This window comes from Shewanella sp. 0m-6, from assembly GCF_052977325.1.
Map to the genome: position 1 here is coordinate 221,272 of NZ_JBRIMD010000004.1, position 19,430 is coordinate 240,701.

General features: G+C 45.2%; 16 protein-coding genes. 13 read left to right on the forward strand and 3 right to left on the reverse strand.

All coding sequences use genetic code 11. From position 1 onward, the window contains the following. Nucleotides 1-42: 42 nt before the first annotated feature. The 4 genes from ACVBJC_RS04960 to rlmB all read left to right on the forward strand — a co-directional run bounded on the left by ACVBJC_RS04960 (nt 43) and on the right by rlmB (nt 5,397). Entirely contained in the window at nt 43-1,338 is a 1,296-nt protein-coding gene (locus ACVBJC_RS04960; protein WP_447159617.1) for an adenylosuccinate synthase, read from the forward strand. A gap of 169 nt (nt 1,339-1,507) precedes the next feature. Beyond that, nucleotides 1,508-2,131, forward strand: coding sequence for a tetratricopeptide repeat protein (locus ACVBJC_RS04965; RefSeq protein ID WP_447159616.1), 624 nt, complete (start codon nt 1,508-1,510; stop codon nt 2,129-2,131). Nucleotides 2,132-2,172: 41 nt separating this feature from the next. After that, complete coding sequence (rnr, locus tag ACVBJC_RS04970; protein WP_447159615.1) at nt 2,173-4,656, forward strand: ribonuclease R; 2,484 nt, start codon at nt 2,173-2,175, stop codon at nt 4,654-4,656. Then, on the forward strand, nt 4,657-5,397 hold the full coding sequence (gene rlmB, locus ACVBJC_RS04975; RefSeq protein WP_447159614.1) for a 23S rRNA (guanosine(2251)-2'-O)-methyltransferase RlmB: 741 nt from the start codon (nt 4,657-4,659) through the stop codon (nt 5,395-5,397). A gap of 230 nt (nt 5,398-5,627) precedes the next feature. On the opposite strand, the gene ACVBJC_RS04980 is transcribed toward rlmB, so the two are convergent. Beyond that, on the reverse strand, nt 5,628-6,371 hold the full coding sequence (locus tag ACVBJC_RS04980; protein WP_447159613.1) for a DUF481 domain-containing protein: 744 nt from the start codon (nt 6,369-6,371) through the stop codon (nt 5,628-5,630). Between the two features lie 345 nt (nt 6,372-6,716). On the opposite strand from ACVBJC_RS04980, the gene rpsF reads away from it, so the two are divergent. From rpsF to rplI, 4 genes are read left to right on the forward strand one after another with little or no spacing between them, the layout of a single operon-like run. Then, nucleotides 6,717-7,130, forward strand: a complete 414-nt coding sequence (rpsF, locus tag ACVBJC_RS04985; protein ID WP_447159612.1) for a 30S ribosomal protein S6 — start codon at nt 6,717-6,719, stop codon at nt 7,128-7,130. Between the two features lie 6 nt (nt 7,131-7,136). Continuing rightward, nucleotides 7,137-7,442, forward strand: coding sequence for a primosomal replication protein N (priB, locus tag ACVBJC_RS04990; RefSeq protein WP_447159611.1), 306 nt, complete (start codon nt 7,137-7,139; stop codon nt 7,440-7,442). Nucleotides 7,443-7,453: 11 nt separating this feature from the next. Continuing rightward, entirely contained in the window at nt 7,454-7,681 is a 228-nt protein-coding gene (rpsR, locus tag ACVBJC_RS04995; protein ID WP_005497284.1) for a 30S ribosomal protein S18, read from the forward strand. A gap of 27 nt (nt 7,682-7,708) precedes the next feature. Beyond that, the gene (rplI, locus tag ACVBJC_RS05000; protein WP_012278732.1) at nt 7,709-8,161 is read left to right on the forward strand and encodes a 50S ribosomal protein L9; all 453 of its coding nucleotides are present in this window, start codon (nt 7,709-7,711) and stop codon (nt 8,159-8,161) included. A gap of 219 nt (nt 8,162-8,380) precedes the next feature. Here the strand turns inward: rplI and ACVBJC_RS05005 are convergent, their stop codons facing one another. Then, a complete protein-coding gene (locus tag ACVBJC_RS05005; RefSeq protein ID WP_447159610.1) occupies nt 8,381-10,600 on the reverse strand; it encodes a S46 family peptidase in 2,220 nt (739 codons plus the stop codon). A 123-nt stretch (nt 10,601-10,723) separates the two neighbouring features. On the opposite strand from ACVBJC_RS05005, the gene dnaB reads away from it, so the two are divergent. The 3 genes from dnaB to ACVBJC_RS05020 all read left to right on the forward strand — a co-directional run bounded on the left by dnaB (nt 10,724) and on the right by ACVBJC_RS05020 (nt 14,695). Beyond that, nucleotides 10,724-12,130, forward strand: coding sequence for a replicative DNA helicase (gene dnaB / locus ACVBJC_RS05010; protein WP_447159609.1), 1,407 nt, complete (start codon nt 10,724-10,726; stop codon nt 12,128-12,130). Nucleotides 12,131-12,223: 93 nt separating this feature from the next. Then, the gene (alr, locus tag ACVBJC_RS05015; protein ID WP_447159810.1) at nt 12,224-13,300 is read left to right on the forward strand and encodes an alanine racemase; all 1,077 of its coding nucleotides are present in this window, start codon (nt 12,224-12,226) and stop codon (nt 13,298-13,300) included. 69 nt (nt 13,301-13,369) lie between these two features. Next, nucleotides 13,370-14,695, forward strand: coding sequence for a hypothetical protein (locus ACVBJC_RS05020; protein ID WP_447159608.1), 1,326 nt, complete (start codon nt 13,370-13,372; stop codon nt 14,693-14,695). Between the two features lie 148 nt (nt 14,696-14,843). Here ACVBJC_RS05020 and ACVBJC_RS05025 read toward each other — a convergent pair whose 3' ends face one another. Next, complete coding sequence (locus tag ACVBJC_RS05025) at nt 14,844-17,024, reverse strand: OmcA/MtrC family decaheme c-type cytochrome (protein WP_447159607.1); 2,181 nt, start codon at nt 17,022-17,024, stop codon at nt 14,844-14,846. A 426-nt stretch (nt 17,025-17,450) separates the two neighbouring features. Between ACVBJC_RS05025 and ACVBJC_RS05030 the strand changes: the two genes are divergently transcribed. Together ACVBJC_RS05030 and ACVBJC_RS05035 are read left to right on the forward strand one after the other, a co-directional pair. Then, complete coding sequence (locus tag ACVBJC_RS05030) at nt 17,451-18,428, forward strand: LysR substrate-binding domain-containing protein (protein WP_447159606.1); 978 nt, start codon at nt 17,451-17,453, stop codon at nt 18,426-18,428. After that, entirely contained in the window at nt 18,412-19,362 is a 951-nt protein-coding gene (locus ACVBJC_RS05035) for a LysR family transcriptional regulator (protein WP_447159605.1), read from the forward strand. Before ACVBJC_RS05030 ends, ACVBJC_RS05035 begins: the two co-directional genes overlap by 17 nt. Nucleotides 19,363-19,430 lie beyond the last annotated feature (68 nt).

Consider the following 19,430-nt stretch of genomic DNA (forward strand, 5'->3'; position numbering starts at 1 on the left):
ATCTGCTAAAATCCCGTTTTAACCACTACCGTGCAGCAAATAATGGGCAAAAACGTTGTAGTTCTCGGCACCCAATGGGGTGACGAAGGAAAGGGTAAGATAGTCGATCTTCTTACCGAACAGGCTAAATATGTCGTTCGTTACCAAGGTGGCCACAATGCGGGTCACACTTTAGTAATTGATGGCGATAAAACCGTTCTTCATCTTATTCCATCAGGGATCTTACGCGATAATGTTAAGTGCATTATTGGTAACGGCGTGGTGCTAGCACCTGACGCTCTGATGACAGAAATTAACATGCTTAAAGAGCGTGGCGTACCTGTAGAGGAACGTTTATTAATTTCTGAAGCATGTCCTCTGATCTTACCATTCCATTGTGCTCTTGATATTGCTCGCGAAAAAGCGCGCGGCAATAATGCAATTGGCACAACGGGTCGTGGTATCGGTCCAGCATACGAAGATAAAGTTTCTCGTCGTGGTTTACGCGTAGGCGATCTGTTTGATGCAGAATTGTTTGCAACTAAACTAAAAGAAGTGATGGCTTACCATAACTTCATGCTGACTGAATATTACAAGTGCGACGCAGTTGATTACGAAGAGACATTGAAAGATGCTCTCGCGATTGCTGATTACTTGAAGAGCATGTGCACTGACGTATCTGAGCTACTTGATCAGGCACGTAAAGCTGGCGAACCAATTCTATTTGAAGGTGCTCAAGGCACGTTACTAGATATTGACCATGGTACTTATCCGTTCGTAACCTCTTCTAATACTACTGCTGGTGGTGTTGCAACAGGTTCTGGATTTGGTCCTCGTCATCTAGATTACGTTCTGGGTATCATGAAGGCTTACACCACACGTGTTGGTGCTGGTCCTTTCCCTACAGAATTGAAAAACGAAATCGGCGACTACTTAGGTACTAAGGGTCACGAGTTTGGCGCAACTACTGGTCGCAAACGTCGTCCAGGTTGGTTAGACATCGTTGCGATGAAGCGCGCAGTTCAAATCAACAGCGTAAGCGGTTTCTGCTTAACTAAACTAGACGTTCTAGACGGACTAGAAGAAGTTAAGATTTGTGTTGGCTATCAGTATCCAGATGGAACTGTTGCTACGACAACACCGCTAGCGGCTGAAGGTTATGAGCTGGTTACTCCAGTTCTAGAAACTATGCCTGGTTGGAGCGAATCAACTTTTGGTGCGACTTCTGTAGAGCAACTGCCACAAGCAGCATTGAACTACATTAAGCGTCTAGAAGAGTTGTTAGAAACGCCAATCGATATTATCTCAACGGGTCCGGATAGAAACGAGACCATGATTCTAGTGAATCCGTTTAGTTAATAACAAGAGGCCGCAAATTAGCGGCCTTTTTATTGACTCCTCTAAAGCGGTACTCAAGAAATACGTTATACTGCCGATGACATTAAATAGAGTATATTCGAGTAATCCTTTAATATTGGTCACTTGATAACACGTTATTAGATTAACCCTATTGTCATTGAGAATCCTTATGCTGCGTTATGCATTGATTATAATTTTGTCTATATTATCTTTACCAAGTTTTGCGACTCCTAAGGCGGTTGATGTTTATACTCAGGAGCAGCTGGTTGAGTTAATTCGGAGCAAACGTTATTTAACGCAAGTTAAAGGTGATGACTGCCAGATAGTGCAGGATATTGAAGCAAGGGCTGAGGTGCTAAAGCAGCCTTTGTATCAGTATCTTTGGGCGGAAATGCTCAACTATGGGATCTGCGTAAAGGCCAACCCGCCGCGTGGGATCGCTATGTTAAAAACCTCTGCTGAGCAGGGGAGTGCTGAAGCCATGGTTAGAATGGCTGAGTATTATCACGATGGTAAATTTGTCATCGAAGATAAACAACGCGCTGTGCAATATACATTGCCAGCTGCCGCGACAGGTGATCTGCCTGCTCGCATGATGTTGGTTCGGTTATTTGGTGAGGGCTATGGTAGTCCTCGTGATTACGAAGTGGGTTTTCATTGGCTTTACAATGAAGTGTTTAGCGATGAAACCACGCAAGCCGAAGCAATTAATTTGTTAAAGGTGTTAGAGGCAAAGATACCGCCCAGCGCAGTTGCTAGGGCAAAGAAAGAGCACCTTAGAACGCCACAATAAGCATGCCCCAGTAGAGGTCATGTCAATAATTTGGAAAATGAATGATACAAGATCCGCATATTAAGCGTGAGCAAGAGAAGTACGAAAACCCTATCCCAAGCCGCGAGTATATTTTGGAATACTTGCGCTCGCAAACGTCCCCGTTAACCCGTGAACACATTGCCACAGCCTTAAAAATTGAAGGTGAAGAACAGCTAGAAGCTATTCGTCGTCGCCTAAGAGCGATGGAGCGTGATGGTGAGCTTGTTTTTACCCGCGGCAAAGCATATGGCTTACCTGAACGAATGGACTTGCTAACCGGTACCGTTATTGGCCACCGTGACGGCTTTGGCTTCTTGAAGCTAGAAGAAGGCGGTGACGACCTTTATATTAATAACCGTGACATGCTGATGTATTTCCACGGTGATCGAGTTCTTGCACAAAAAGCGGGTGTCGACCGTAAAGGTCGCCGTGAAGCGCGTATTGTACGTTTAGTGGAAGAGCGCAGCGCTGCTTTAGTTGGCCGTTTCCACTTGGACGCTGGCATGGGCTTTGTGATTGCCGATGACCGCCGCATTACGCAAGAGATTCTAGTCCCTGAAGAAGATCGTTTAGGCGCGCGTCAAGGCGATATCGTGGTACTTGAGCTTACACGCAGACCGGGTCGTTATGTCAAAGCCGCAGGTAAAGTGACTGAAGTGCTAGGCAAAGAGATGGCGCCGGGGATGGAGATTGAGATTGCGCTACGCAATTACGACCTACCTCACACCTGGTCTAGCTTGATTGAGAAAAAACTACGTAAAATACCTGATGAAGTGACCGAGGCTGACAAAGAGGGCCGCGTCGACCTGCGTCATTTACCGCTAGTTACGATTGATGGCGAAGATGCACGTGACTTTGATGATGCTGTTTACGCTGAGAAGAAAAAGTCTGGTGGCTGGCGTTTATGGGTGGCTATTGCAGATGTGAGCCATTATGTTCGCACTGAATCGGCACTCGATAAAGAAGCCCGCGCTCGTGGTAACTCGGTGTATTTCCCATCGCAAGTTATCCCTATGTTGCCAGAGAAGATCTCTAATGGTCTGTGTTCTTTGATGCCAGAAGTCGACCGTCTTTGTATGGTTGCAGAGATGACCATCTCGGCGGTAGGTAAGCTATCAGGTTACAAGTTTTATCCAGCAGTGATGCATTCACATGCGCGTTTAACCTACACCCAGGTTGCCGATATGCTTGAAGGTGGAGAGGTGAGCGATAAGCTCAAGCCGATATTCCCGCACCTACAGACATTACAGTCGCTATACCTGACATTAGAACAAACTCGCGCAGAGCGTGGTGCCATTGCATTTGAAACCACAGAAACGCAATTTATTTTTAATGAGCAACGTAAGATCGACAAGATCGTACCGCGTAACCGTAACCAAGCGCATAAGATCATTGAAGAATGTATGATTTTAGCCAACGTTGCGTCAGCTAAGTTTGTTAAAAAGCACAAAGGTGAAGTGTTATACCGTGTGCATGAGGCACCTTCAGAGCAAAAGCTAACGAACTTTAAGGACTTCCTTAAAGAGCGTGGCTTAACAATGGCTGGTGGCCTAGAGCCTGAGCCGAAAGACTACCAAGCGGTGATGGAGCAAATTGCAGACAGACCCGATGCCGAGCTTATTCAGGTGATGTTGCTGCGCTCTATGCGCCAAGCGACTTACACCCCGGATAATGAAGGGCATTTCGGTTTGGCATTAGAGGAGTATTCACACTTCACTTCACCAATTCGTCGTTATCCTGACTTGATACTGCACCGAGTGATCCGTTATCTACTTGCTAAGCAAGAAGGTAATTTAACTGATCAGTGGACTGCTGATGGTGGTTATCATTATAAGATTGAAGAGCTTGATAAGCTTGGTGAAGAGTGTTCAACCACAGAGCGTCGTGCCGATGAGGCCACTCGTGATGTCAATGACTGGCTTAAATGCGAGTTTATGCAAGACCATGTCGGTGACACATTTGAAGCGGTTATTGCTTCTGTAACGCATTTTGGCATGTTCGTACGTCTTAATGACCTGTTTATTGACGGCTTAGTGCATATCTCAAGTCTAGGCAGTGATTATTACCAATACGATAATATGCGCCAACGTTTAGTGGGCGAAGCCTCTGGTCAGGTTTATCAAATTGGCGATATGGTAACGGTTAAAGTTGCCGGGGTTAATCTTGATGACCGTCAAATTGACTTGATGATGGAAGGTGACTCAGCAGGTGGTAAACGTCGTAGACCAACTAAGCCATTAACGGCCCGTGAGCGAGTTAATCGCGAAGGTGCAAAGCTTGGCTCTAAGCGTGAGTCTTCAAGTGGCAAAGGCGCGGACGGTGGTTCAGACTCTGAATCTAAGTCTGGTGCGAAACGCAAGCCGAGCCGCTCAGGCGCTAAGTCTAGCAGCGGTAAATATAAGAGCGGCAGCAGCGCTGCTAACAAGACAAAGACAAAAGCTTCGGCAAAAAAATCTTCAGCAAATAAAGCTAAGTCAGCCAAGCGTAAAGCGAGTAAGAAATAGATGAAAAAGCAAGATATGACCTTTGGACTACACGCAGTTGAAGCGGTACTTAAAAACAGCCCTGAGCGTGTAATTGAAATGTGGGTGCTTCAAGGTCGTGATGACGCGAGACTGACTCCTATTCTTGAAATGGCTGCAGAGTGGGGCGTGTCAGTACAGTACGCTTCTCGCAAAGCATTAGACGAGAAGTCTGACGGTGGCCAACATCAAGGCGTTGTTGCCAAGGTTAAGCCGGCAAAAATTCTGAGTGACAATGATTTGTCAGCGATGCTAGAAAAAACTGAAGTACCATTTTTGTTGATTCTAGATGGTGTTACCGATCCGCATAACTTAGGCGCATGTCTACGTAATGCTGATGCTGCAGGTGTACATGGCGTTATTGTGCCAAAAGACAACTCAGTGGGCTTAACGCCAGTTGTCAGTAAAGTGGCTTGTGGCGCAGCAGAAGTGGTGCCGTTATATCAAGTGACTAACCTTGCGCGCACTATGCGTAGCCTGCAAGAGAAAGGCATTTGGATCATCGGCGCAGCCGGTGAAGCGGACTGTGAGCTTTACCAAGCAAGTCTGACAGGCCCTCTAGCAATCGCTATGGGTGCCGAAGGCAAAGGTCTTCGTCGTTTATCACGTGAAAGCTGTGATACCTTGGTATCGATCCCTATGGCGGGTAGCGTGTCGAGCTTAAACGTTTCAGTGGCGACAGGTGTTTGCTTATTTGAAGCGGTACGCCAGCGTCTTGCGTAATGCTTGGGCGTGATGAACTTTGAGTTTCAGGTTTGAACTTGAGTTTTGAAGTTAGCATCAGTTTAAAAATGCCGATGAGAGTAAACTCTTATCGGCATTTTTGTATCTACAGATTGATAGTGAACGGAGCGGGTAGATACGGATTGATATCGAGTTCACTCAGCTCATCAATTAAGAGTAATGTAAACTGATGTGAGTTTAGAAACGTTATAACCGAGTGCTGCAAGCCTCTATTGGAAGGTATAGAGTAGATTAAACACGGTGATCGTATCAGTTTGCTTTGACCCTTCAGGCACCACTTGAGTATATTTTACATTAACGCCGATTTTAAATGCCCAGTCTTGAAATAGGGTATTCTTGTATCCTAAATCTAGGGTGAGAGTATTATTGTCTTCACCTGTCTCTGCGATTAGATCGGCATTTAAACTGGTGTATTCTTGTAGTTTCATCTCAAATTTGGCCGCTGTACGCAAAATGATGTCTTTCGAGGCTTCTGGATTAGGGGCGTCATCAGTTGCTATCGGTAAATTATAACGATAACCAGGACCGATTTCTAAACTTAGTTTAGTTTTAGACGTGCTAATCGTGTCGAAACCATAACCACCCGAAACCGTTGCTATGCGGGTGTAACTACCAAATTGATCCCAGGTGAAGTCACCACGTCCAAAAAAGTAACCACCATTAACTTTATAGTTAGACTGCAACTGAAGATCATATTTCTCTGCGGTTGTTTTCTCGTCGTCTGCAGCAAAGTAAGCTTTAACTGTTCCCTCTTGCCGAGTTTGCTTAGTATCGTAAACCAATTTGGTTCTGCCGTTAAAGCTACTGGATTCGGTGTTACCGGTATTGAGCTGGAAGCCCGCTTCAATTTCCGCCGTCAGATCGCTAGGAGGCTCTTGGTAGTCTGGTGGCACGAGGGCGAAGGCCGCCTGCGAGAACATTAGCGCAATTACAACAATGAGAGTTTTTAGCATTATTCTTATTCTTGGTGTGTTTCTAATTGGAGATCATTACTTTGTCGTAGCGACATAATACCTAGAATCAGCCTGCACGCAAACTAGATTGCTTACACTTTTCATCCTACAACACAAGCTGAGATAGCCCGGTAACAGCTAAGAGTTAGCCGCTACTTATGCGCTTTGTTGGTGTATTTAATCATTGGGTGTAAATAGCTAACGCCTAGGCTAAGTTATTACTTGAATTCTGGCTTGAGTTTATGTACTATTCCGCGGCTTAATTCAGTCACTTTAATTAGTTCCTTGCCTCTATTAGGTCTGACTGAGCCAACAACGAGGCTAGATAACCGTAAGGAGCAAAAAATGCGTCATTATGAAATCGTATTTTTAGTTCACCCTGATCAGAGTGAACAAGTGCCAGGTATGATCGAACGTTACACGGGTATTCTTACCCAAGCTGGCGGTCAAATCCACCGTTTAGAAGATTGGGGCCGTCGTCAATTGGCTTACCCAATCATCGAATTGCATAAAGCTCACTATGTTCTTTTGAACGTAGAGACTACTGCAGAAGCGGTTGAAGAACTTGAAACAGCTTTCCGTTTCAACGACGCTGTTTTGCGTAGCATGGTTATGCGTACTAAAGCTGCCATCACTGAAGCATCTCCAATGGCTAAAGCTAAAGACGAGCGCGACACACGTCGTTCATCTGAAGAGCGTGCACCTCGTGCAGAAGCTACTGAAGAAGTAGAAGAAAGCGCTGAAAACACTGCTGAGTAAGTTTTTTTGACCACGAACAATTTGGTATTAGCAGGAACCATTACGCGTTCCAGGCAGTTTGATAGTCCAGCAGGCATTGCCCACACGGTAGTGATGTTAGAACACAAATCGCAGCGTTATGAAGCAGAAATGCTCCGCAACGTTTATTGCCAAATCCAAGTTGTATTAAGTGGAGAACGCTTTAATAGCGTTTCAAAAAACCTAACAGCCGGCGTTGAAATACAAGTAGAAGGCTTCATTAATCTGCAACAGAGCAGAAATGGTCAAAATCGCTTGGTTTTACACGCTGAAAATGTCGAATTGAAAACTTAGGAGACTGTCACATGGCACGTTATTTCCGTCGTCGCAAGTTCTGCCGTTTCACTGCAGAAGGCGTTACCGAGATCGATTACAAAGATATCGTTACTTTGAAGAACTATATCACTGAAAGTGGTAAAATTGTTCCTAGTCGTATCACTGGTACAAATGCTAAATATCAACGTCAACTAGCTCGCGCTATCAAGCGTGCTCGTTATCTTTCTCTACTGCCGTACACTGATTTACATCAGTAATACTGCATTAATTTAGAGGAATATAAAATGAACGTTATTTTACTTGATAAAATCGCTAACCTAGGCAACTTGGGTGACCAAGTTTCAGTAAAAGCGGGTTACGCACGTAACTTCCTTTTACCACAAGGTAAAGCTGTTGTTGCTAACGCTGCTAACACTGAAGTTTTTGAAGCACGTCGTGCTGATCTAGAAGCTAAGTTAGCTGCTGACCTAGCTGCTGCTACTCAACGCGCTGAGAAAATCTCTGCACTTGAGTCTGTTGTTATCGCTTCTAAAGCTGGTGACGAAGGCAAGCTATTCGGTTCTATTGGCAACCGTGATATCGCTGATGCAGTTACAGCTGCTGGTGTTGAACTAGCTAAGAGCGAAGTTCGTCTTCCACTAGGTGCTATCCGCACTACTGGTGAATTCGAAGTTGAAGTTCAAGTTCACACTGAAGTTAAAGCAATCGTTAAACTTTCTGTAGTTGCAGAAGCTTAATAATTTGCGCTAAGCAAATGCTTTAATTGAAACACCGCACTAATTTATTAGTGCGGTGTTTTTTTATGTCTGGAAAATGGCATAGCAGGAAAGCAGGAAAGCAGGAAAGCAGGAAAGCAGGAAAGCAGGAAAGCAGAAGGTAGAGCATGAGTCGCAGTGCAAATAAAAAAGGCATATAAGCGTAGCTCATATGCCTTTTAAGTGTGCAATGGCACCGGATTAGTTGTTCACTAAATCTAACTCTTCAATCAGGTTTTGTGCGTTATCGACCTCATCCATCATCCATAGGATATAACGAATATCGACATGTACTGCGCGAGTGATGGTTGGGTTAAAGAACCAGTCTTTAGTAATCGCTTCATAAGTTGAGTCAAAGTTCAGGCCGACTAGCTCGCCTTTACCGTTAAATACCGGTGAGCCAGAATTACCACCAGTGGTGTCAACACTCGATAAGAAGTTAACGGGCACAGAACCAAAACTCTCAGGCTTATCTAAGCAGGAGAATAGGCGGCATAACCAAGACGCGGGATCTTGATATACAGTTTCGACTGCATGTGTGCCGTAACGCTTTGCTTCAATAGCTTCTAATAGCTTAGTTGGCGCATTAAATGGCTCTTCACCTGTATGCTTGGCAACAATACCCTCTAAGCGTGTAAATGGCTGCTTATAAAGCGCATCGGTTGATTGGTAACCATCAACCATACCGTATGTGATACGTAGCGTACCGTTGGCGTCAGGGTATACTGGCCAGCCATTAGCTTTGTTATAAGCAATAATAGCCTTCATGTAGTCAGGGCGAGCTTTTGATAGTTTACCTGCCAATGTTTTAGCATCTTTCTCGGCCTGCATGTTTTGAGCGTACAGGGCGACTGCGAGACGAATAAACGGGTCGGCACTGGTTTCAAACTCTGTTGCGTCGGCATCCATCCAGGCAATACGCTTATCTTTATCGGTTAGCGAGCTCAGCGCATAGAGTGCATCAAGTTTTTCACTTAGGCTGACATCGCTATCGCCTTCATTCAGCATGGCATCGAGCTGAGCGACACGGTTGTCTTGAGCTAAATAAGCCTCTAAGTCTTGCATCCAAAGTGTCTTATCAACACTTACCGCAAAGCTTGAGTCTAAGCGCTTAAGGCGAGCCTTAAACATCTTCATGTCGCGCTCTTGATAACCTTCTTCACGCTCGGCATCGCTTTTTTGCTTTTCTTTAGCTAAACGATATAGTTTATTTGCCGTCGACAACAGTGTGCTGCTTTGGGCGTTTTCAAAGTAATAACGGCCTTGGCGCAGCAAGCGCTGCTCAACTAACAAGGTTTCGAGCTCATCAAACTGAGCTTGGAATGATTGATACTCGGGATCTTTTGCAAGCCACGTACTGAAATCATCTTCACGGCCTTGCTTAATACCTGCAATGTCAGTCGCTTTAAAGCCATCTAACAAACCTTTGTACTTCTTCATGCGGTTTGCCATGCCTGCAAGCGTGCCTGCATATTTGATTTTAACGTCTTTATCATTAGCGCTCATGGCTTCGATAGTATCGATACGCAGCTGATAGCGAGTCGCAAGCGTTGGATATAGCCAGTCACTAGCGAACTTAAGTTCGCTAGTTAAACGGTAGCGGCTGGTTGAGCCTGGGTAGCCGGCAACAAATACACCGTCACCCGCTTTAACGCCGTCAGCATTAACCTTTAAATAGCTTTTTGGCACATAAGGTACGTTGTCTTCAGCAAAGGCTGCTGGCTTACCATCTTTTCCTACGTATGCACGTAAAAAGGTAAAATCAGCTGAGTGGCGAGGATACTCGTAGTTGTCGATATCACCGCCAAATGCCCCAGCGCTTTCTGGTGGTGCGTATACTAGGCGTACGTCACGAATAATAAGCTGTTTAATGAGGTAGTATTCTAAACCGTTGTGGAAACTTCGCACTGAGCAGCGATAATTATCATTGCTTTCACACTCTTTAATTAACGCTTTGCGATTAGCTTGGATGTTTTCATAGCGCTTAAGTGGGTCTTCACCAATATCTTTTTTTACTCGCGCTGATACATCGGTAACCGCTTCAGTGATATAAAGGCGCTCATTTGGGCCAGCAGTTGGTTCTTTGTCTTTACTGGTCGCTAAAAAGCCATCAGCAAGGTAGTTATGCTCTTTTTTGCTGTTATATTGAATAGCTCTGTAGGCGCAATGATGGTTTGTCACAACTAAGCCTTGGGGCGAAACAAAACTGGCGGTACAATAGCCCAGTCCGACTACCGCGTTCATTGGGTAGCTAGTTAAGTCCGCTAACTGTTTAGCTGGAATATCGATGCCACGTTCGCTGAGCTTATCGGCGATAGACGGCATTTGATAGGGTTGCCATTGTCCTTCATCGGCCAATGCTACGGCTGATGGCAGCATCCCTGACGATAGAGCGATGGCGGCAATCAATGCATTGCGCATGTGCTTTCCTTAATATTGTTATAGTGTTTTTTTAGTTGCAGGTCGTTAGATGTTAAATGCCTGCTTTGCCTGACCCCAGTTTTATACCACATTTTGCTTAAACGTTGGAATTTTGGAGATTTAATGTCACAACAACGCACCTTTAAGGGCAAAGAGAAGCCAAGAGATCTTCAGATGGACGCGCTGAAGATGCCACCGCATTCAATTGAAGCTGAGCAATCGGTTCTCGGTGGGTTGATGTTGGACTCTGATGCTTGGGACCGAGTGGCTGAAGCTGTTGTAAAGGAAGATTTCTATTCTCGTGCTCATGGTACGATTTTTACTGCGATGGAATCGTTAGTCAGCGCGGGTCAACCCATCGATTTGATCACGGTATCTGAGCAGCTAGAACTTGAAGACCAACTCGAAGATGTAGGTGGTTTTGCCTATATAGGTGAAATTGCGAAGAATACCCCAAGTGCGGGTAACATTCTTTCTTACGCCAGCATTGTGCGTGAGCGTGCTGTTGTTCGCGATATGATCAAAGTTGCTAACGAGATTGCAGATGCGGGGTTTAACCCTGAAGGGCGTAACTCGAGCGAGCTGCTCGATTTAGCTGAAACCAAAGTATTTAAAATTGCTGAGCAGCGCGCCAATGCCAATGAAGGTCCTGAAGGCATTAAAGCTATTCTTGAGAAGACCGTTGATAAAATCGAAGAGCTCTACAATAACCCAAGTAATGGTGTAACCGGTGTTTCGAGTGGCTTTGGCGACTTAGATAAAATGACGGCTGGCTTTCAGTCAGGCGATTTGATTATTGTCGCCGCGCGTCCATCAATGGGTAAAACCACTTTCGCGATGAACTTGTGTGAGCAAGCTGCACTGCACGAAGACAAACCCGTGCTTATTTTCAGCTTGGAGATGCCTTCAGAACAGATCATGATGCGTATGTTGGCGTCACTGGGCCGCGTTGACCAAACTAAAATCCGTACTGGTCAGCTAGATGATGACGATTGGGCGCGCGTGTCTTCAACGATGGGGATCATGCTTGAGCAAGGTAAAATGTACATCGATGATGGCTCAGGTTTAACCCCGACCGACGTTCGAAGTCGTGCTAGACGAATCGCACGTGAATATGGCGGCTTGTCGATGATCATGATCGATTACCTGCAGTTGATGCAGGTTCCGGCGCTTAAAGATAACCGTACGTTAGAGATTTCAGAGATTTCTCGCTCACTTAAAGCTTTGGCAAAAGAGCTAGAAATTCCAGTGGTTGCATTGTCACAGCTTAACCGTTCATTGGAGCAACGTGCCGATAAACGCCCAGTTAACTCGGATTTGCGTGAATCGGGCGCGATTGAGCAGGATGCGGATTTGATCATGTTTATTTATCGAGATGAAGTGTATAACAATGACTCTGAAGATAAAGGCACTGCTGAGATCATTATTGGTAAGCAACGTAACGGCCCCATTGGGCGTGTGCGTTTAACCTTCCAAGGTCAATTCTCACGTTTTGATAATTACGCCGGTCCGCAATTCGAAGAAGATTAATTATCGTCAATAAAGGTCTTTTACGACCATGATTGCCTACAATAGAGCCTCAATGAGGCTCTTATGTTTAGATTAGATAGAACAAGGTTACTTTTGAAACCATTCCCACGAGCAGAAATTAGCCGCCACGCATTAAAGAATAATCTGGCCCGGCTACATACACTTGCCCCGTCAAGTAAAGTGATGGCAGTTGTTAAGGCTAATGGCTATGGCCATGGCTTACTTAACGTGGCTCAATGTTTAGATAATGCCGATGGTTTTGGATTGGCGCGTCTTGAAGAAGCCCTAGCGCTTCGTGCTGGCGGTGTTAAAGCTAAGCTTTTATTATTGGAAGGCTTTTTTCGCGCAACCGATTTAGCCACCTTAGTTGAGCATGATATTGAGACTGTGGTTCATCACGAATCACAAATCGAAATGCTTGAACAGGCAACATTAAGCAAACCTGTCACAGTGTGGATGAAAGTCGACTCTGGTATGCATCGCTTAGGTTTTGTACCTGACGAGTTCCATCAGGTTTATCAGCGTTTATTAGCCTGTGACAACATCGCTAAGCCAATTAACTTGATGACCCACTTTGCTTGCGCTGATGAGCCTGATAATCCTTACACTGCAGCACAATTAGCCACTTTTGATAAACTAACCAAAGACTTACCTGGCGATCGCACCCTAGCTAACTCTGCAGGGGCATTGTTTTGGCAACAAAGCCAGGCCAATTGGATCCGCCCTGGAATTGCACTGTATGGTGTGTCACCGGTTGTGGGCGACCTGGGTACCAAGCATGGGCTTATTCCTGCGATGGAGTTGGTGTCACAGCTGATAGCCATACGTGAGCATAAAGCCGGGCAGCCAGTTGGCTATGGCAGTTATTGGACTGCTGATAAAGATACTAAGCTAGGCGTGGTTGCTATCGGTTATGGAGATGGCTATCCACGAAACGCGCCTGTCGGTACGCCAGTATTAATTAATGGCCGATTAGCGCCTATTGTTGGTCGTGTTTCGATGGATATGTTGACGGTGGATCTTGGCGCTGATGCTAAAGATTGTGTCGGTGATAACGCAGTGCTTTGGGGGAAAGACCTTCCAGTAGAGGAGGTGGCAGAGCATATAGGGACTATCGCCTACGAGCTTGTAACAAAATTGACTCCAAGAGTCGCAGTTTGCCTAGACTGAGCAAATAATCAACTTATGTGATGCTGCAATTTGAGGCTGGATGCCCGTTGCAGTAGAAGATGTCTTAAATTGAAAACGAATCAACTCTGTACAATTGCAGCTCTAGGCTTTATGTCGCCTTGGGCCATCGCAGCCTCTACAGCAGAACAAAGCAGTGCACGCCAATCCGGTGAAGAAACAGTAATTATTGAAGCTGTTACACCAAAGGCAAAACGCCAACAGCAGAATAAGCCTGGCTCATCACAGCAAGAGAGCCCTCAAACAATAGCTGATTATAATGCTGAGTTTGCTGCCGTGCCTTTCGTGTTTTCGAGTGAAAGCTTAAGTACCGCTTTTGGTGGTGCAGGAGTCCTCAAACACGCTGGGCAGATCCAGTCTTCGATATTGGGCATTGGTGTATATAGCACTAACAACAGCTGGGTCAGCTACCTGCGTTTTAATGACTTTCAGCTCCCCTCTGTTGACCAATGGTTATTCTCGTTAGAAACGTATCAGGCTCGCTTTAAAGAGGGCGTCTATTACGTGCCAGAGCAAGCCGCGCCTTATGGCGATACTGAGCGGGTAATCACGCTTGGTGATGAGGCATTCACTAAATTTCATGCCAGATATATATTGCCTATTGGTCGAGGTACTCAAGGTGCTGTGCGCAGTCTAGGTCGTGCCAGAGGTGAAACGAGTTGGAACCCGTTGGAATCCGGTGTCACCAGTATTAAGTTCAGCCCTTTTACCCATAGCCGTGAACTCGAAGGCTATGAATTTTTGCCTGATGAAGCCAAGGGGCTGGCAGTTGAGCTTGATTGGGATAACCGTGATAACGGGAAAAACAGCACCCAGGGGGGGCAAACCAGCTTTAAGGTGACCCGTGACTTTGGTAGTGGCTCGCGCAATAGCTGGACCACCTGGGAGTTAGATCAAAGCGCGTTTGTTTCAATCGACTCTAATGAATGGTTTGGACAACAAATTTTAGCGTTTAACTTTTATTTAGCCGATACCCCGACTTGGACTTCAGAACCGCAAGGTGATTATCATCGTCCACCAAGTTTTGCCGGTATTAGTTTAGGCGGCTTTGAGCGTCTGCGTGGTTACACGAGTAAGCGTTATACAGGCCGTTCAGCTGTGCTTTACAGCGCCGAATATCGCGTCCAACCTAGATGGCAGCCGCTGCAAGAATGGCCTGTATTTAACTTATATGATGTGCCTTGGTGGCAGTGGGTGGCATTTGCCGAAGCGGGGCAGGTGAGTGATGACTTTAGCGCCAGTGCACTGCATGATGACTTAAAGTGGTCTGCAGGCTTTGGTGCTCGGTTTGAAGTTGAAAGTATAGTGGTGCGTGCTGAGCTTGCTTTTAGCGCTGAATCGAATCAATTCTGGATCATGGTCAACCAGCCTTTTTAAGCGAGCCGCAAGGTTTGTTGGCTGTATATGCAAAACATGCAAAAAAGGCACCTTGAGGTGCCTTTGACTTTTGCAGGGATGGAGCTTATTGAGGTGCTAGGGACTAATTAGCACCTCAGTTTTTTGCATAAGAATTTACACGATAAAGCTATAAGCTAAATCCATGATGCTCCATGACTTTCTGTGGGCTATGACAGGTTGCACAAGCTTCTTTAGCATCCTTAGCATTACCCGCATCATTCACATCAACAATGTGGTCAGCATCTTTATTGGCACCGAAGTAACCACCATTGCTTCTAATATGTGACATGGCAGCATCAGACAGGTATTTCTGGTGACAGCTCATACATGCAGCGGCATCAGAAGAGGTGTACCAAGTCTCAACCGTTTCATCGGCTGCAGGGCTTTGAGTGCTAGGAACTGTGTGGGCTTGACCGGCATTACGGCCTAATTCAAAGCCATAAGCTAGACCACCCCAACCCTCAACAGCTGAGTGACAAGTCGTACAATCTGTCTTAAGGATTGTGCCACTTCCACCGTGACCATTATCATGGCCTTCAGCTTTGTGCGCCTTGTACATGAAGTTGGTTGATTTCAGTAGTGCGACGCCATTGCTAGCTTCGCCATTCCCTTTGAGGCTTTTATCATTGGTATGACAAGCAATACAGTTCACGCCATTTGAATCATGGTAGAACTCTTTGCTGTGACAGCCAAAGCACGTCGCAGTGTCTACGATAGATCGTCTATCTGCGACAACCGCATCAGGATCGCTTAATACCGCTCGGTAAGCATCGGTTTGTACATAAGCTGGGTAGGCGTTATCTGCACTGCAATCTGTGCGGGTCTCACTACCTTCTTCGAAGCATACTTTTAGGACCGGTAGAACCTCTAAAGAGCGAGAAGCAATATCGCTTGGGAAGTTCATGGTTACCGCAACACTGACTGTGTTGTCGGTATTCCAAGTGGCTTTAGTATCATCTTTTAAGTCGATACGGCGCTCGCTGTATGGAGATTGATTGTAATCTGGATAGTCTTTCTCTACATCCCAGCTTACAACCATATAAGGCTTGCTATAACCTTGCTTGTAGACTTCATCTTCAGTGACGAGTGCACCAGCTGTATCCATTATTTTCACGTCAAATTCAATCAAGTTTGCAGGGCTAATGCTGACATTACTGACTTCAACACTGTAGTTTTCAGCCGCCTCATAAGGTTTCTTATGATCGGTATGTACAGTGGCGCTGTGGCAGTCTGTACAGACAAGCTCTGGGTTTTTATCTGATTTATGTTGTGCAGGTGAGTCGGTGTGGCAGCCCGTACACGCGTTGGCGTTGGCGTTGGCTAACCATAAGTCTTTATCTGCAAGCGTGTCATCTTCCACGTGACAAGTCGCACAGTCCATAAAGGGCTTAGTTGGGAATGCAGGGTAGTCAAAGGCGTGATCGCCACCGTAACCTGCAATGGTGTAAGGCATAGGGATGACATTGCCTTCGGCGTCTTTGCCTTCACGATTTGGTCCCATATGGATAGCGTGCACCATATGGCCAAGCTCAACAGACACATCATTTGGGTCTGACACTATGCCGTTATGACATGACTGACAGTTTTCCATATCTAAACGGCGTCCACCATGAGCTTTTAAACTGTCTGGCTGATGGCAGGTATAACACGTTTCTAGTGTGACCAGTTCACGAGTCTCAACACCCTCAGTACTATTTGTGGCTGGCAGCCAGTCATAGTGGGCATTTTCTGCTAATTCATGGCCTGAGTCATACTCAAACTGCATTTCAATCGCTATACGTTGAGTCAAAGCGGGGTCGAATACTACGCCTGCTGGATCGGTTACGGTTGTGAGGTTGGTATTGAAAGTGTAGCTATAGGTACCATCTTTATGGTCGACTAAGCACTCAGCGCAATCCTTTAATTTTTCGAAGCCTTGTTCAAAGGTGGTGCCAGCATCATTTGTGGTCTCATTTAACAGTGAGATCCACTGTTTAAGATCAGAGCCATCATTGGTTTTAAGCTGGGCAAGAGAGAAGCGGAAATCATGAAATTGATTATCAGCACTGAGGCCGTAAAGGCCAACACCTTGTTGGTTTTCAAGTTCAAAATCGACGCTAATAATACCGTCGGAATAATTTGCGTTATTGATTGTGGCGATGGCATCTGCAGCCATGTCGATATGCAGCCCTGACGTGCCCGGCTCTCCGCCACCACCAGGTGCCCCATCTTCACCATTCTTACCGTCTTCACCATCTGAACAGCCAGAGATTAGCAATGCAGAGCTAATCAATAGAGCTAACGATGCTTTTCTTTTCGTTATCATCATCATACGTTCCTTAAAGGTAACCACTCTTGGTTGCTAAAATGTTATTGCTATAGGTGGTAATTTGATATGAAGTTGATCACTTAGTCAGTTTGGTTGGCGTTGGTCTTTAAATCTGCTTAATGGTTTGGTGCTGGGTTTTACTACTGCCTTGGCATTTGGTTTTTGGTGTTTGATTTTGATCTTGGGTTTTTAGTTGGTTGTTTGCTCTGAATATTGAAATGTGAAAGTGTAAAATTCACATATTGCAAATCTAGAATTTGAGGCTTACACGGGGTGTGAAATTTTAAACTTAGGTCACAAAATTGAGTATTAACTAATATTGGTGTCGCGAATATGGATGGAGTGTATACCTAAGCGTTAATGATTGGTTTAGATTAATTAATAATGGATCTAGGACGTAAATCTAAGAGATTGATTTGAGGGTAAATGAACAAGCTAAACGCTAATAACTTATTTGATATTCAAGTGTTTGTACTATTGTATGAATCACTCAATGCCACGACGGTTAGCCAAACCTTAGGTGTTCCTAGCTCCAAAGTCAGTCGAAGTTTAAAGTCATTAAGGCATTCACTGCATTCGCCCTTATTTATACGTAAGCAGCAAGGGTTTGAGAGAAGCGATTTAGCTAACGAAATCTATCCTAAAATGAAGCGCGTGATTGAATTAGCGAAAATGTGCGAGAGTATAGACGTTAGCAGTAATGACACGAGAACGCGTGAGGTGGTTATTGCTTGTCCGCCCACATTATCTCTCAACCTTTTGCGGCACCTGCAACAAAGGGCGACTCAAGAACGGCAAAGCTATCTGTTTCATATTAAGCCTTGTACTAGCAATGTTGCTGAACTTATCAAGCAGCAATATGTGGATATCGCTGTGACCTATAGCGCTTATAATACAGAGCAATTGACCTCTAGTTTAATCGCGAGGTCAGACGCTTATATGCTGGTTGCTAGGCGGGAACACCCATTACTGAATTCTGGTCTGCTCCTGCAAGTGGAGGACATATTTGATTATCCATATATGAGTTTTTCTGGCGACGAGCACTATGATGCGATTGACCCTCTAGAGAGTTATGCCTTAGATAGTGCAAGGGATTTAGACGTGGTGGGAAAGGTTTGTTTACTGGCCGATCTAATGCTGCAACTGGAGCAAAGCAATGCGGTAGCACTTTTATGTCATCGAGATTCCATTGAATTTTTATGTCAACGGGGCAATATTGGTGGGTTGAAACTCGGCTCCGGCCTTAGCGAGTTGATTAACCAAAGAAGCGGTCGCTATCACTACTACTTAACGCAAATGCGAAAAAATACGACTTATCCAGATTGGATTGGCCACGAGATCCAAGCGTATATACAAACCAATATGGCCTCAGAAAGTGGAGGTTATAATGAAAAAGTTATCTAGTATCAATATTGGTGCACTTGAAATTTTATGTCAGCTTTACCTTAAAAATAGCACCAAGGATGTCGCTAATGCGCTGGGGTTATCGCAGCCTAAAGTCAGCCGCGCATTAAATGCATTAAGAGAGGTATTTGATGATCCATTATTTATCCGCAAGAATAATAAACAGGTGCCTACAGAGCTGACTCATAGCTTATACCCCTGCTTTTCTGAAATGATCTCATGCACGATCTCGGTAGAAACCGCTGCGATTAGTCGTATTACAGTGGCAGAGCCCCCCGTGGTGATTAGTACGGTGCCTCAATTAGAAATAGGGTTAGCCCAGCAGGTGATTAGAGAAGCCGCTCTGCATAGTATCAACCCTAACTTTACTATTTCGACGGTTGCTTGGTCAGAAAATACGGAGCAACAGCTTGTAGATGGTGAAGTCGATGCGGCAATTTGCTTTAAGCCATCAACGAGAAAAGAGCTATTATCAAAGTCGATTATTCAGCACCGGGGTGGCCATCTCATTGCGCGTGCTGAGCATCCTATTTGGGATGCACCGACTATCGACAAGATGATTGACTACCCCATGGTTAAGCTGGTGACAATGCCATTTCCTGCCAATAAGTCCCCGATAGGGGTTTATGCTAAGGCGAAAGGAAAGCCAATGCAGGTATATGCTACCGCGCCAGACTTAGGCAGTGCGGCAAGCAGTCTGCTAAATTCCGATGCATTTATGATTATTGGCGTGCAGGGGGCTGTAGATTTTTTATCAAATATTAATGGCTTACATGCGAGTAAAATCGATTTCAGCCAGGATAAGTATCTACTGGAAGGCTTTTCTCATCCCACCGTTTATTTATGGCTTAAACGTTCTATTGATAAAAGGGTGGTTGCTCCCTTGTGGCTGCAACAGACACTAGAGTCCTATATTGTGACGTCGCATAAATAGCGCTTAGAACCATGAGTCACTAATCATTAGCTGCTGGGCTTTATTATAACTCGCGATGTAGTGCTATA

Excerpts from the sequence above, each read along its gene's own strand:
- rnr (WP_447159615.1), top strand. The coding sequence starts at position 2,173 with ATGATACAAGATCCGCATATTAAGCGTGAGCAAGAGAAGTACGAAAAC.
- ACVBJC_RS04980 (WP_447159613.1), bottom strand. The coding sequence starts at position 6,371 with ATGCTAAAAACTCTCATTGTTGTAATTGCGCTAATGTTCTCGCAGGCG.
- ACVBJC_RS05025 (WP_447159607.1), bottom strand. The coding sequence starts at position 17,024 with ATGATGATAACGAAAAGAAAAGCATCGTTAGCTCTATTGATTAGCTCT.
- ACVBJC_RS04960 (WP_447159617.1), top strand. The coding sequence starts at position 43 with ATGGGCAAAAACGTTGTAGTTCTCGGCACCCAATGGGGTGACGAAGGA.
- rpsF (WP_447159612.1), top strand. The coding sequence starts at position 6,717 with ATGCGTCATTATGAAATCGTATTTTTAGTTCACCCTGATCAGAGTGAA.
- ACVBJC_RS05035 (WP_447159605.1), top strand. The coding sequence starts at position 18,412 with ATGAAAAAGTTATCTAGTATCAATATTGGTGCACTTGAAATTTTATGT.
- ACVBJC_RS05005 (WP_447159610.1), bottom strand. The coding sequence starts at position 10,600 with ATGCGCAATGCATTGATTGCCGCCATCGCTCTATCGTCAGGGATGCTG.
- dnaB (WP_447159609.1), top strand. The coding sequence starts at position 10,724 with ATGTCACAACAACGCACCTTTAAGGGCAAAGAGAAGCCAAGAGATCTT.
- rplI (WP_012278732.1), top strand. The coding sequence starts at position 7,709 with ATGAACGTTATTTTACTTGATAAAATCGCTAACCTAGGCAACTTGGGT.
- rlmB (WP_447159614.1), top strand. The coding sequence starts at position 4,657 with ATGAAAAAGCAAGATATGACCTTTGGACTACACGCAGTTGAAGCGGTA.
- rpsR (WP_005497284.1), top strand. The coding sequence starts at position 7,454 with ATGGCACGTTATTTCCGTCGTCGCAAGTTCTGCCGTTTCACTGCAGAA.
- ACVBJC_RS04965 (WP_447159616.1), top strand. The coding sequence starts at position 1,508 with ATGCTGCGTTATGCATTGATTATAATTTTGTCTATATTATCTTTACCA.
- ACVBJC_RS05030 (WP_447159606.1), top strand. The coding sequence starts at position 17,451 with ATGAACAAGCTAAACGCTAATAACTTATTTGATATTCAAGTGTTTGTA.